Genomic DNA, 13,322 nt, shown 5'->3' with positions numbered 1-13,322 from the left:
GTGCCATTCACTGAGGGGTTGCCTGGAAAACCGCTATCGCAGGCAAGCCAGCTCCCACAGGGATTTGTGCAAGCTTTAAGATTGGTATTGGCTGAGCAACCGCTCCATCCGCGCATCCAGCCGACGCTTGATCTCGGTCTCGATATGCGGGGCGAAGTCATCGATCACGTCTTGCATGATCAGTTGCGCGGCGGCGCGCAGTTCGTTGTCCAGGTGCAGCAGCAGGGCGTCCGGGCCTTTTTCGGCGGGGGCGGGTTCGACAGTGGCGGCAACCGGCTCCGGCGCAGCGGCCTTGGCGCCGACCATGTCGAACAACAGCGGAATCTGTACCTCTGGATCGACCGAGTCGGTCAACAGCGGCGGTTGCAAGTCATCATCACCGAGCAACTGGCGGATCGACTCCAGGTCGTCCAGCAGGTGGTCGTCTTTTTTTATAGGGTTGGGAGTGTCCATCATTTACTCAAAGTCGTTGTAGCCGGTGATCCTGCAAAGGATAGCCCTGTTCGCGATAGAAACGGAAACTCTCCCGCGCGGCCTGACGAATAGCCGGGTCTTCCACCACCACCTCTGCCACGCGGGCAAACGCCTTGGCGAAGGGCGGCACTTTCAGGTCGAGGTTGACCAGCAGGTCATGGTGATCGCCGCAACTGTCGCCCAAGCCCAGCACAACCAGGCCTTCGGGTTCGGATTCGGCAGGGCCGTGGGGCACGAAGCTTTCGCCCTTGAAGCGCCACAGGCGGGCGTCGAGCTCGTCGCGTTGGGCGGCATCGCTGCAATGCAGGTAGATGCGATGGCCCATGCGCCAGGCTTTTTCGGTGAGTTTGCAGGCAAAGTCCAGGCGCGCGAGCGGGTCGGCGCTGGGCAATATATAGAAGTCGACTTGGGTCATTGCGGTTCCTGGAACCCAGGGCGGCTTTATAAAGGCCACCCTGGGGTTCTCATTTTCAGGCCTTGGCGCGATCCAGCAGGTACTGGGTCAGCAATGGCACCGGACGGCCAGTGGCGCCCTTGTCCTTGCCGCCGCTGGTCCAGGCCGTGCCGGCGATGTCCAGGTGCGCCCAGTTGAAGTTCTTGGCAAAGCGCGACAGGAAGCAGGCCGCGGTGATGGTGCCGGCTTTCGGGCCGCCGATGTTGGCGATGTCGGCGAACGGGCTGTCCAGCTGTTCCTGGTACTCGTCGAACAGCGGCAGTTGCCAGGCGCGGTCGTCGGCAGCCTTGCCGGCGCTGAGCAGTTGCTCGATCAGTTCGTCGTTGTTGCCCAGCAGGCCCGACGTGTGGGAACCCAGGGCGACGATGCACGCGCCGGTCAGGGTGGCGATGTCGATCACGGCTTGTGGCTTGAAGCGTTCGGCGTAGGTCAGGGCATCGCACAGCACCAGGCGGCCTTCGGCGTCGGTGTTGAGAATCTCGACGGTCTGGCCGCTCATGGTGGTGACGATGTCGCCCGGACGCGCCGCGCCGCCGCTCGGCATGTTCTCGGCGCAGGCCAGGATGCACACCAGGTTGATCGGCAGCTTGAGCTCCAGCACGGCACGCAGGGTACCGAACACGCTGGCGGCGCCGCCCATGTCGTACTTCATTTCATCCATGCCGGCGCCCGGCTTGAGGCTGATGCCGCCGGTGTCGAAGGTGATGCCTTTACCCACCAGGGCGTACGGCTTGTCGGCTTTCTTGCCGCCGTTGTATTGCATCACGATCAGGCGTGGCGGCTGGTCGCTGCCCTGGCCAACGGCATAGAACGAGCCCATGCCCAGTTCCTTGATCTTCTTCTCATCCAGGACTTCGACTTTCAGGCCCTTGAACTCTTTACCCAGCGCCTTGGCCTGTTCGCCGAGGAAGGTCGGGTGGCAGATGTTCGGCGGCAGGTTGCCCAGGTCGCGGGTGAACGACATGCCATTGGCGATGGCGGTGGCGTGGGTCACGGCGCGCTGGACTTCGGCCTGGGCGGCCTTGATGGTCAGCAGGGTGATTTTCTTCAGGGCGCGCGGTTCGGCCTTGGTGCTCTTGAACTCGTCGAAGATATAGCCGCCGTCGACCAGGCTCTCGGCCAGCAGGCGGGTCTTGCCGTAGCTGTCGCGGCCCTTGACCACGACTTCATCCAGCGCCAGCGTGGCATCGCTGCCGCCCAGGCCCTTGAGGGTGGTGAGGATGCTGCTGACGATCTTGCGGAACGGGCGGTCGCCCAGTTCGGTGTCCTTGCCCACGCCCACCAGCAATACGCGGTCGGCCTTGAGGTTCGGCAGGCTTTGCAGCAGCAGGCTCTGGCCGACTTTGCCGGCCAGGTCGCCGCGCTTGAGGATGGCGCTGATGGCGCCGCCGCTCAGTTCGTCGAGTTGTTTGGCGGCAACGCCGAGTTTGCGGCCTTCGCCGATGGCGACCACGAGGGTGGCGGTTTTCAACGTTTCGGGGCTAACGCTTTTTACAACCAATTCCATTTTCGGGTCCCTTATTAAGGTCTGAGAGCCTTGCGTCTGTACGCAGGCTTTAATGCATGGCAGCTGTGTAAGCCGCCAGCGACAAAGGCCGCAGTTTGAACCTCGGCGGCGGAGCCTGACAACCCTTGGCGCAAGCTTTGTCCCCGTCAATGAGCATGCTCCGTGACAGGCGCGGCCAATCACAGGATAATGCGCCATCTTTTTAGCCGGCCTGTGCAAACAGGTCGACTCGGTATGCTTGCTTGTTTGGCCGCCTTAGCCTGACAACCCTGGAGTGTCTGGTTTGATCGTCTTCCGTTATCTGTCCCGCGAAGTCCTGTTGACCCTGAGTGCCGTGAGTGCGGTATTGCTGGTCATCATCATGAGTGGTCGTTTCGTCAAATACCTGGCCCAGGCTGCTTCTGGCGCCCTGGACCCAGGCTCGTTGTTCCTGATCATGGGCTTTCGCCTGCCGGGGTTCCTGCAGCTGATCCTGCCCCTGGGCCTGTTCCTCGGGATCTTGCTGGCCTATGGCCGCCTGTACCTCGAAAGCGAAATGACCGTGCTCTCGGCCACCGGCATGAGCCAGCAACGCCTGCTGGGCATGACCATGATCCCGGCCGCCGGTGTGGCGCTGATCGTGGCCTGGCTGAGCCTGAGCCTGGCGCCCCAGGGTGCCATGCAGTTCCAGCTGGTGCTGAACAAGCAGGACGCCATGACCGAGTTCGACACCCTCGAACCGGGCCGCTTCCAGGCGCTCAATGACGGCACGCGGGTCACCTACACCGAAACCATGACCGAAGACCGCGCCAACCTCGGCGGGGTGTTCATCTCCGAGAAGCGCCTGGGTCAGGACAAGAAAGACCGTGGCATCTCCGTATTGGTAGCCGACTCCGGCCGCCAGGAAATACGCCCCGACGGCAGCCGCTACCTGATCCTGGAAAACGGCTACCGCTATGACGGCAGCCCCGGCATGGCCGATTACCGTGCAATCAAGTACGACACCTACGGCGTGCTGCTGGCGCGCCCGGACGTCAGCGACGAAGTCACCGACCGCGATGCCATCCCGACCACCGAGCTGCTGGGCAGCAAGGAACTGCGCTCCATCGCCGAGCTGCAATGGCGGATTTCCCTGCCGCTGCTGGTGTTTATCGTGACCCTGATGGCCGTGCCGCTGTCGCGCGTCAACCCGCGCCAGGGCCGTTTCCTCAAGCTGTTGCCGGCGATCCTGCTGTACATGGCGTACCTGACCATCCTGATTTCCGCCCGTGGCTCCCTGGAGAAGGGCAAGCTGTCGCCGACCCTGGGCCTGTGGTGGGTTCACGGGATCTTCCTGGTGATCGGCCTCGGGCTGCTCTACTGGGAACCTATCCGTCTGAAAATGTTGAGCCGTCGTGGCCAGAAGGAGTTGGCTCGTGGCTAAGCTCGATCGCTACATTGGTAGCAGCGTACTGATCGCCATCCTGGCGGTATTGGGCATCATCCTGGGCCTGGCCTCGCTGTTCGCCTTCATCGATGAAGTCGGCAACGTCACCGACACCTACACCGTGTGGGACGTGCTGAGCTACGTGGCGCTCACCGCGCCGCGCCGCCTCTACGACATGATGCCGATGGCCGCGCTGATCGGTTGCCTGATCGGCCTGGGCAGCCTGGCCAGCAACAGCGAACTGACCATCATGCGGGCCGCCGGGGTGTCCATCGGCCGTATCGTCTGGGCCGTGATGAAGCCGATGCTGCTGCTGATGCTGTGCAGCGTGCTGATCGGCGAGTACGTCGCGCCACCGGCCGAAACCACCGCCCAGGCCAACCGCGCCCTGGCCCAGGGTTCGGGGGATGCACAAAGCTCCAAGCATGGCCTGTGGCACCGCCAGGGTGACGAGTTCATCCACATCAACGCCGTGCAACCCGGTGGCCTGTTGATTGGTGTGACGCGCTACACGTTCGACAAGGAGCGCCACCTGCTGTCGTCCAGTTTCGCCAAACGTGCGCAGTACAGCGCCGAGAAGTGGCAACTGACCGACATCACCACGACTTATTTCCGCAACGCAGGCCAGGGCACCAAGTCCAGCACCGAAGTGGTCAACGCACCGACTGAGGCGTGGGACATCGCCCTCAAGCCGGAACTGCTCAATACCGTGGTGATGATCCCCGAAAGCCTGCCGATCTCCGGCCTGTGGAGCTATATCCACTACTTGAAGGAGCAGGGCCTGAACAACGGTCGTTACTGGCTGGCGTTTTGGGTCAAGGTGTTGCAGCCGGTGGTGACCGCCGCCTTGGTGCTGATGGCGATTTCGTTCATCTTCGGCCCGCTGCGCTCCGTGACCCTTGGCCAGCGCGTGTTTACCGGTGTATTGGTGGGCTTCACCTTCCGCATCGCCCAGGACCTGCTCGGCCCGTCGAGCCTGGTGTTCGGCTTCTCGCCGCTGTTTGCGGTGCTGGTGCCGACCGCGATCTGCGCCGTGGCCGGCTTCTGGCTATTGCGCCGGGCCGGTTGATAGAACGCTTATGAGCAAAAAATGCCCCGGTCGAGAGATCGGGGCATTTTTGTTCTGGTCAGCAAAGATGACGCCCGGGCAGAGCATCAGGTACAATTCCCGGCTATTTTTCAGCGGGCAATCTGCCTGCAGCCTTTTTGAGTGTTGATCCGTGAGTGATTTGAGTCATATCCGCAATTTCTCCATCATCGCCCACATTGACCATGGCAAGTCGACGCTGGCCGACCGGTTCATTCAAATGTGCGGTGGCCTTGCCGAGCGTGAAATGGAAGCCCAGGTCCTGGACTCCATGGACCTCGAGCGTGAGCGCGGCATCACCATCAAGGCCCACAGCGTTACCCTGTACTACACCGCAAAAGACGGTATCAAGTACCAGCTGAATTTCATTGACACCCCCGGCCACGTTGACTTTACCTACGAAGTCAGCCGCTCGCTGGCCGCCTGCGAAGGCGCCTTGCTGGTGGTGGACGCCGGCCAGGGCGTTGAAGCCCAGTCCGTCGCCAACTGCTACACCGCGATCGAGCAAGGCCTGGAAGTGATGCCGGTGCTGAACAAGATCGACCTGCCACAGGCCGATCCAGACCGCGTCAAAGAAGAAATCGAAAAAATCATCGGCATTGACGCCACCGACGCCGTCGAGTGCAGCGCCAAGACCGGCCTGGGTGTCGACGAAGTACTCGAACGCCTGGTCAAGACCATTCCCGCGCCGACCGGCAACTACGAAGATCCGCTGCAAGCGTTGATCATCGACTCCTGGTTCGACAACTACCTGGGCGTTGTGTCCCTGGTCCGCGTGCGCCATGGCCGTGTGAAGAAAGGCGACAAGATCCTGGTCAAATCCACCGGCAAGATCCACCTGGTGGACAGCGTCGGTGTATTCAACCCGAAACACACCGCCACCACCGATCTGAAAGCCGGCGAAGTGGGCTTCATCATTGCCGGTATCAAGGACATCCACGGTGCACCGGTCGGTGACACCCTGACCTTGAGCTCCACCCCCGACGTCGACGTGCTGCCAGGCTTCAAGCGCATCCAGCCGCAGGTCTACGCCGGCCTGTTCCCGGTCAGCTCCGACGACTTCGAAGATTTCCGCGAAGCCCTGCAAAAGCTGACCCTCAACGACTCGTCGTTGCAGTACACCCCGGAAAGCTCCGACGCCCTGGGCTTCGGCTTCCGCTGCGGCTTCCTCGGCATGCTGCACATGGAGATCATCCAGGAGCGCCTGGAGCGCGAATACGACCTGGACCTGATCACCACCGCGCCAACGGTTATTTTTGAGCTGGCGTTGAAAACCGGTGAAACGATTTACGTCGACAACCCGTCCAAGCTGCCAGACCTGTCTTCCATCGAAGACATGCGCGAGCCGATCGTGCGGGCCAACATCCTCGTGCCACAAGAGCACCTGGGCAACGTGATCACCCTGTGCATCGAGAAGCGTGGCGTGCAGCACGACATGCTGTTCCTCGGTACCCAGGTGCAAGTGACCTACGATCTGCCGATGAACGAAGTGGTCCTGGACTTCTTCGACCGTCTCAAATCCACCAGTCGCGGCTATGCTTCGCTGGATTACCACTTCGACCGTTACCAATCGGCTAATCTGGTGAAACTGGATGTGCTGATCAACGGCGACAAGGTCGATGCCCTGGCACTCATCGTGCACAAGGACAACGCGCACTACAAAGGTCGCCAGTTGACCGAGAAGATGAAAGAACTGATTCCGCGCCAGATGTTCGACGTCGCGATCCAGGCCGCCATTGGCGGGCAGATCATTGCACGGACCTCCGTCAAGGCTCTCAGAAAGAACGTACTGGCCAAATGCTACGGCGGTGACGTAAGCCGTAAGCGCAAGCTGCTTGAGAAGCAAAAGGCCGGTAAAAAACGCATGAAGCAAGTGGGCAACGTGGAAATTCCACAAGAAGCCTTCCTTGCGGTGCTCAGGTTGGATAGTTAGGTCCTATGTCGCTAAATTTCCCGCTGTTGCTGGTCATCGCCGTTGCCGTCTGTGGTCTCCTGGCGTTGCTCGATCTGGTGTTCTTCGCCCCGCGTCGGCGGGCGGCTATCGCGTCCTATCAGGGCAGCGTCAGCCAGCCCGATGCCGTGGTGGTCGAGAAGCTGAACAAAGAGCCCTTGCTGGTTGAATACGGCAAGTCGTTCTTCCCGGTGCTGTTCATCGTGCTGGTGTTGCGCTCGTTCCTGGTGGAGCCGTTTCAGATCCCTTCGGGGTCGATGAAACCTACCCTGGACGTGGGTGACTTCATCCTGGTGAACAAGTTTGCCTACGGCATTCGCCTGCCGGTGATCGACAAGAAGGTCATTGAAGTCGGCGACCCGCAACGCGGCGATGTGATGGTGTTCCGCTTCCCGAGCGATCCGAACGTCAACTACATCAAGCGTGTGATCGGCCTGCCGGGCGACGTGATCCGCTACACCGGCGACAAGCGCCTGTTCATCAACGGTGAATCGGTGGCTGAGAAGCTGATCGGTTCCGAGCCGAATTCCCTGGGCAGCGCCGAGCTGTACCAGGAGAAACTCGGCGCGGTGGAGCACGAGATCCGCAAGGAAATGTCGCGCTACCGCCAGCCTGATGGCGAGTGGAAAGTGCCGGCCGGGCACTACTTCATGATGGGCGACAACCGTGACAACTCCAATGACAGCCGCTATTGGAACGATCCCAACATTCCCAAGGACATGCTGGGCATGGTTCCCGACGAGAACATCGTCGGCAAGGCCTTCGCGGTCTGGATGAGTTGGCCGGAGTCCAAGCTCAGCCACTTGCCGAACTTCTCGCGAGTCGGGCTGATCAAGTAATACAGGCGGCGCTGTGAACACAGCGCCGAATGCTTTTCTGGGGCTTGGACAAATGTCCGGCGCCATGCAGCACCAACCAGGATTTGAATTTGAACACTGCGTCAATCGTCGATGGCCGCCGGTGCCACCACACAGATATGGGTAAACCGTGACCGTTTCTCTAGCACGTCTCGAGCGTCTGCTCGGCTACACCTTCAAGGACCAGGAATTGATGGTCCTTGCCCTCACACACCGCAGCTTTGCAGGGCGTAACAACGAACGCCTGGAATTCCTCGGTGATGCCATCCTCAATTTCGTCGCCGGTGAGGCGCTGTTCGAGCGCTTCCCGCAAGCCCGTGAAGGCCAGCTGTCGCGCCTGCGCGCACGCTTGGTGAAGGGCGAGACCCTGGCCGTGCTGGCCCGTGGTTTCGGCCTGGGCGAGTACCTGCGCCTGGGCTCTGGCGAGCTGAAAAGTGGCGGTTTCCGCCGCGAGTCGATCCTCGCCGACGCCCTTGAAGCGCTGATCGGTGCGATCTACCTCGATGCAGGCATGGAAGCGGCCAAGGAACGCGTCACCGCGTGGCTGACCTCCGAGATCGAAAGCCTCACGCTGGTCGATACCAACAAAGATCCCAAGACCCGCCTGCAGGAATTCCTGCAGTCCCGTGGTTGCGAACTGCCACGCTACGAAGTGGTGGATATCCAGGGTGAGCCCCATTGCCGCGTGTTCTTCGTGGAATGTGAAATCACCTTACTGAACGAAAAAAGCCGAGGTCAGGGTGTGAGCCGTCGTATTGCCGAACAGGTAGCGGCCGCTGCAGCACTGATTGCCCTGGGCGTGGAGAATGGCCATGACTGATTCAACCGCAACACGCTGTGGCTATGTTGCCATCGTCGGCCGCCCGAACGTGGGCAAGTCCACGCTGCTGAACCACATCCTCGGCCAGAAGCTCGCGATCACCTCGCGCAAGCCGCAGACCACCCGCCACAACATGCTGGGCATCAAGACCGAAGGCAACGTGCAAGCGGTCTACGTCGATACCCCGGGTATGCACAAAGGTGGCGAGAAAGCCCTCAACCGCTACATGAACAAGACCGCTTCGGCGGCGTTGAAAGACGTCGACGTGGTGATCTTCGTGGTCGACCGCACCAAGTGGACCGACGAAGACCAGATGGTCCTTGAGCGTGTGCAGTACGTCACCGGCCCGTTGATTGTCGCGTTGAACAAGACCGACCGCATCGAAGACAAAGCCGAGCTGATGCCGCACCTGAGCTGGCTGCAGGAACAACTGCCGAACGCGCAGATCATCCCGATCTCTGCCCAGCACGGCCACAACCTGGAAGCCCTGGAGCGCGTGATCGCCGGCCACCTGCCGGAGAACGAGCACTTCTTCCCGGAAGACCAGATCACCGACCGCAGCAGCCGCTTCCTGGCCGCCGAACTGGTGCGCGAGAAAATCATGCGCCAGATGGGCGCCGAGCTGCCGTACCAGATCACCGTCGAAATCGAAGAGTTCAAGCAGCAGGGCAAGACCCTGCATATTCATGCGCTGATCCTCGTCGAACGTGACGGCCAGAAGAAAATCATCATTGGCGACAAGGGCGAGCGCATCAAGCGCATCGGCACCGAAGCGCGCAAGGACATGGAGTTGCTGTTTGATTCCAAGATCATGCTCAACCTGTGGGTGAAGGTTAAGGGTGGTTGGTCCGATGACGAGCGTGCACTGCGTTCCCTGGGCTACGGCGACCTCTGACATACAGCGGAACCTCTGTGTGAGCGGGCTTTTGTGGGAGCTGGCTTGTGTGGGAGCTGGCTTGCCTGCGATAGCATCACCTCGGTAAGACTTAAGGACCGAGGTGATGCTATCGCGGGCAAGCCGGCTCCCACACAAGCCCGCTCCCACATTGGTTTGTCGCTGTTCTTAAGTTCTGCGAAGAGACTTCCATGTCCCAATCCCCACCCCTCAGCCAACCCGCCTACGTCCTGCACAGCCGCGCCTACCGCGAGACCAGCGCCCTGGTGGATTTCCTCACGCCCCAAGGTCGCCTGCGCGCCGTCTTGCGCAGCGCGCGGGGCAAGGCGGGCACACAGGCAAGGCCGTTCGTGGCGTTGGACGTGGAATTCCGCGGCAAGGGCGAGCTGAAAAACGTCGGCCGCCTGGAAAGCGTCGGCACCTCCGCCTGGCTCAATGGCGAAGCGCTGTTCAGCGGCCTCTATCTCAACGAATTGCTGATTCGCCTGCTCCCCGCCGAAGACCCCCACCCGGCCGTCTTTGATCACTACGCCGCCACCTTGCTCGCCCTCGCCGAAGGCCGTCCCCTGGAACCGTTGCTGCGCGCCTTCGAATGGCGCCTGCTCGACGACCTGGGTTACGGCTTCGAACTGGCCAACGACCTGCACGGCGACCCCATCGCCGCCGACGGCATGTACCGCCTGCAAGTGGACGCCGGCCTGGAGCGCGTCTACCTGCTGCAACCGGGCCTGTTCCAAGGCACCGAGCTGCTGGCCATGAGCGAAGCCGACTGGAGCGCACCCGGTGCTTTATCCGCCGCCAAGCGCCTGATGCGCCAAGCCCTGGCCGTGCACTTGGGCGGACGACCGCTGGTCAGTCGCGAGTTGTTTCGAAAGCCCTGACAACCCCGTGTATGCTGTGCAGCGTTTCTTTCCCTATTCAGGAGCGCTTCCGTGACCAGCAGCAATCGCATTCTTCTCGGCGTCAATATCGACCACGTCGCTACCCTGCGCCAGGCCCGGGGCACCCGTTACCCTGATCCGGTCAAGGCCGCGCTGGACGCCGAAGAAGCAGGCGCCGACGGCATCACCGTGCACCTGCGCGAAGACCGCCGCCACATCCAGGAGCGCGATGTTCTGCTGCTCAAGGACGTGCTGCAAACCCGCATGAACTTCGAAATGGGCGTCACCGAAGAAATGATGGCGTTCGCCGAGCGCATCCGCCCGGCGCATATCTGCCTGGTCCCGGAAACCCGCCAGGAACTCACCACCGAAGGCGGTCTTGACGTGGCCGGCCAGGAAGCGCGGATCAAGGCTGCGGTGGACCGCCTGTCGCAGATCGGCAGCGAAGTCTCGCTGTTCATCGACGCCGACGCGCGCCAGATCGAAGCCTCGCGCCGTGTCGGCGCACCCGCCATCGAGTTGCACACCGGGCGTTATGCCGATGCCACCACCCCGACTGAAGTGGCCGATGAGCTGCAGCGCATCATCGACGGTGTCGCGGTTGGCCTGCGCGAAGGGCTGATCGTCAATGCCGGTCACGGCCTGCATTACCACAACGTTGAAGCCGTGGCGGCGATCAAGGGCATCAATGAGCTGAACATCGGCCATGCGCTGGTGGCCCATGCGCTGTTCGTCGGTTTCAAAGGCGCCGTCGCCGAGATGAAGGCCCTGATCCTGGCTGCCGCCAAGGCCTGACCCAACACAATCCAAAAACCACTGAAGATCAAAAAATGTGGGAGCGGGCTTGCCCGCGATTGCGGTACACCCGTCAACGCTGCATTGGCTGACCCACCGCAATCGCGGGCAAGCCCGCTCCCACAGTTGATCTTTGGTGTGTCCAGAATTCGGGCATGCGGCAATGCGAAGCCTTACTGTTTAGGCCATGCAGGTGTATCGTATCTGCCCTTTGCAGGCCCTGGGCTTGCGGCCGATACGTGAGGTTGTTGTGTCCCGATCCTTTTCCCGTCGACAAATCCTGGGTGGCCTTGCCGGCCTGGCCGTAGTGGGCGTCGGTGCCGGTGGCGCCTATCGCTACTGGCTGGGGAAAGTCGCCGAGGCCGAAGCGGGCCACGATTACGAACTGATCGCCGCACCGCTGGACGTGGAACTGGTGCCGGGCCACAAGACCGAAGCCTGGGCGTTCGGCCCGTCGGCGCCGGGCACCGAGTTGCGGGTGCGCCAGGGCGAATGGCTGCGGGTACGGTTTATCAACCACCTGCCGGTCGCCACCACCATCCACTGGCATGGTATCCGCTTGCCGCTGGAGATGGACGGCGTGCCCTACGTCTCCCAATTGCCGGTGCTGCCCGGCGAGTATTTCGACTACAAGTTCCGCGTACCTGACGCCGGCAGCTACTGGTATCACCCCCACGTCAACAGCAGCGAAGAACTCGGCCGTGGCCTGGTCGGCCCGCTGATCATCGAAGAGCGCGAACCCACCGGTTTCAAACACGAACGCACCCTCAGCCTGAAGAGCTGGCATGTGGACGAAGAGGGCGCTTTCGTCGCGTTCAGCGTGCCCCGTGAAGCGGCACGTGGCGGCACAGCCGGGCGCTTGTCGACGATCAATGGCGTGTCCCAGGCGGTGATCGACTTGCCGTCCGGGCAGATCACCCGCGTGCGCCTGCTCAACTTCGACAACACCCTGACCTATCGCATCAACATCCCCGACGTCGAAGCGCAGATCTACGCGCTGGACGGTAACCCCATCGAGCCGCGCCCATTGGGCAAGGAATACTGGCTGGGCCCGGGCATGCGCATCTGCCTGGCGATCAAGGCACCGCCGGCCGGCGAAGAGCTGTCGATCCGCAACGGTCCGGTTCGCCTGGGCACGTTCCGCTCCGTGGCCAACAGCGACGCACCCACCGAGTGGCCAGCGGCATTGCCGGCCAACCCGATCGCCGAGCCGGACCTGGCCAACGCCGAGAAACTCAACTTCAATTTCGAGTGGGTCGGTACCGTTTCAGTCGACGACGGTCGGCCGCCCAGCCTGTGGCAGATCAACGGCCAGGCCTGGGACATCACCGACAAGACCTGCGCCGACCGCCCGATCGCCAAGCTGGAGAAGGGCAAGAGCTACATTTTCGAATTGAAGAACATGACCCAGTACCAACACCCGATCCACCTGCACGGCATGAGCTTCAAGGTGATCGCCTCGAACCGCCACAAGGTGATCCCGTACTTCACCGACACCTACCTGCTGGGCAAGAACGAACGCGCCCGCGTGGCGTTGGTGGCGGATAACCCGGGGGTGTGGATGTTCCACTGCCACGTGATCGACCACATGGAAACCGGCCTGATGGCCGCCATCGAGGTGGCGTGATGCGCCAGTTTCGTCCCGTGGCGATCATCGACCGCAGCCGCGACCAGGACTTCATGCGCGAAGCCCTGGCCCTTGCCGCCCAAGGCGCCGCATTGGGTGAAGTGCCGGTGGGCGCAGTGCTGGTGCAGGACGGTGAAATCATCGGCCGCGGCTTCAACTGCCCCATCAGCGGCAACGACCCCAGCGCCCATGCCGAGATGGTCGCCATTCGTGATGCCGCGCAGGCGATCAGCAACTACCGGCTGGTGGGCAGCACGCTGTATGTGACGCTGGAGCCGTGCAGCATGTGCGCCGGTCTGATCGTGCACTCGCGGGTGGCGCGGGTGGTGTATGGCGCGCTGGAGCCGAAGGCGGGGATTGTGCAGAGCCAGGGGCAGTTTTTTACCCAGGGATTTCTCAATCACAAGGTGCTGTTTGAAGGTGGGGTGTTGGCCGAAGAGTGCGGCACCGTACTCAGTGAATTCTTCAAGGCCCGCCGCGCGAAGCCGCAATCCAACTAACACCGCAAACCAATGTGGGAGCTGGCTTGCCTGCGATAGCTATCTGTCAGTCAACTCATCAGTGACTGA

At 61.8% G+C, this 13,322-nt stretch carries 13 protein-coding genes; 10 read left to right on the top strand and 3 right to left on the bottom strand.

The window, feature by feature from the left end; genetic code table 11:
• Positions 1-75: 75 nt before the first annotated feature.
• The 3 genes from B348_RS0100885 to B348_RS0100875 are packed head-to-tail and all read right to left on the bottom strand — an operon-like array spanning position 76 to position 2,435.
• Entirely contained in the window at positions 76-453 is a 378-nt protein-coding gene (locus tag B348_RS0100885) for a hypothetical protein (protein WP_017734287.1), read from the bottom strand.
• A 7-nt stretch (positions 454-460) separates the two neighbouring features.
• Positions 461-889, bottom strand: a complete 429-nt coding sequence (locus B348_RS0100880; protein ID WP_012722396.1) for a DNA polymerase III subunit chi — start codon at positions 887-889, stop codon at positions 461-463.
• A gap of 55 nt (positions 890-944) precedes the next feature.
• Positions 945-2,435, bottom strand: a complete 1,491-nt coding sequence (locus B348_RS0100875) for a leucyl aminopeptidase (protein WP_026136457.1) — start codon at positions 2,433-2,435, stop codon at positions 945-947.
• Between the two features lie 283 nt (positions 2,436-2,718).
• Between B348_RS0100875 and lptF the strand changes: the two genes are divergently transcribed.
• The 10 genes from lptF (at position 2,719) to tadA (ending at position 13,253) form a co-directional block, all read left to right on the top strand.
• Positions 2,719-3,837, top strand: coding sequence for an LPS export ABC transporter permease LptF (lptF, locus tag B348_RS0100870; RefSeq protein WP_017734285.1), 1,119 nt, complete (start codon positions 2,719-2,721; stop codon positions 3,835-3,837).
• Positions 3,830-4,909: an LPS export ABC transporter permease LptG gene (gene lptG / locus B348_RS0100865; protein WP_017734284.1), complete on the top strand. Its 1,080-nt coding sequence runs from the start codon at positions 3,830-3,832 to the stop codon at positions 4,907-4,909. The genes lptF and lptG overlap by 8 nt, the downstream gene beginning before the upstream one ends.
• A 151-nt stretch (positions 4,910-5,060) precedes the next feature.
• Positions 5,061-6,860 (top strand): translation elongation factor 4, encoded by a 1,800-nt coding sequence (gene lepA / locus B348_RS0100860; RefSeq protein WP_003210439.1) that lies wholly within the window; start codon positions 5,061-5,063, stop codon positions 6,858-6,860.
• 5 nt (positions 6,861-6,865) lie between these two features.
• Positions 6,866-7,717 (top strand): signal peptidase I, encoded by an 852-nt coding sequence (gene lepB / locus B348_RS0100855; protein WP_017734283.1) that lies wholly within the window; start codon positions 6,866-6,868, stop codon positions 7,715-7,717.
• A gap of 148 nt (positions 7,718-7,865) precedes the next feature.
• Positions 7,866-8,555, top strand: coding sequence for a ribonuclease III (gene rnc, locus B348_RS0100850; protein ID WP_026136456.1), 690 nt, complete (start codon positions 7,866-7,868; stop codon positions 8,553-8,555).
• Complete coding sequence (era, locus tag B348_RS0100845) at positions 8,548-9,450, top strand: GTPase Era (RefSeq protein ID WP_017734281.1); 903 nt, start codon at positions 8,548-8,550, stop codon at positions 9,448-9,450. The genes rnc and era overlap by 8 nt, the downstream gene beginning before the upstream one ends.
• Positions 9,451-9,641: 191 nt before the next feature.
• Complete coding sequence (gene recO, locus B348_RS0100840) at positions 9,642-10,331, top strand: DNA repair protein RecO (RefSeq protein ID WP_017734280.1); 690 nt, start codon at positions 9,642-9,644, stop codon at positions 10,329-10,331.
• 51 nt (positions 10,332-10,382) lie between these two features.
• Positions 10,383-11,126, top strand: coding sequence for a pyridoxine 5'-phosphate synthase (gene pdxJ, locus B348_RS0100835; protein ID WP_017734279.1), 744 nt, complete (start codon positions 10,383-10,385; stop codon positions 11,124-11,126).
• Positions 11,127-11,376: 250 nt separating this feature from the next.
• Entirely contained in the window at positions 11,377-12,753 is a 1,377-nt protein-coding gene (locus B348_RS0100830; protein ID WP_026136455.1) for a multicopper oxidase family protein, read from the top strand.
• Positions 12,753-13,253: a tRNA adenosine(34) deaminase TadA gene (tadA, locus tag B348_RS0100825; RefSeq protein ID WP_017734277.1), complete on the top strand. Its 501-nt coding sequence runs from the start codon at positions 12,753-12,755 to the stop codon at positions 13,251-13,253. Before B348_RS0100830 ends, tadA begins: the two co-directional genes overlap by 1 nt.
• Positions 13,254-13,322: the final 69 nt, after the last annotated feature.

The sequence above is a fragment of the Pseudomonas sp. CBZ-4 genome, assembly GCF_000346755.1.
Classification (GTDB): domain Bacteria; phylum Pseudomonadota; class Gammaproteobacteria; order Pseudomonadales; family Pseudomonadaceae; genus Aquipseudomonas.
The sequence above is the reverse complement of the archived record's forward strand: the minus strand, read 5'-3'. Positions and strand labels throughout refer to the sequence as shown.

Excerpts from the sequence above, each read along its gene's own strand:
- B348_RS0100875 (WP_026136457.1), bottom strand. The coding sequence starts at position 2,435 with ATGGAATTGGTTGTAAAAAGCGTTAGCCCCGAAACGTTGAAAACCGCC.
- B348_RS0100880 (WP_012722396.1), bottom strand. The coding sequence starts at position 889 with ATGACCCAAGTCGACTTCTATATATTGCCCAGCGCCGACCCGCTCGCG.
- tadA (WP_017734277.1), top strand. The coding sequence starts at position 12,753 with ATGCGCCAGTTTCGTCCCGTGGCGATCATCGACCGCAGCCGCGACCAG.
- recO (WP_017734280.1), top strand. The coding sequence starts at position 9,642 with ATGTCCCAATCCCCACCCCTCAGCCAACCCGCCTACGTCCTGCACAGC.
- lepB (WP_017734283.1), top strand. The coding sequence starts at position 6,866 with ATGTCGCTAAATTTCCCGCTGTTGCTGGTCATCGCCGTTGCCGTCTGT.
- B348_RS0100885 (WP_017734287.1), bottom strand. The coding sequence starts at position 453 with ATGGACACTCCCAACCCTATAAAAAAAGACGACCACCTGCTGGACGAC.
- era (WP_017734281.1), top strand. The coding sequence starts at position 8,548 with ATGACTGATTCAACCGCAACACGCTGTGGCTATGTTGCCATCGTCGGC.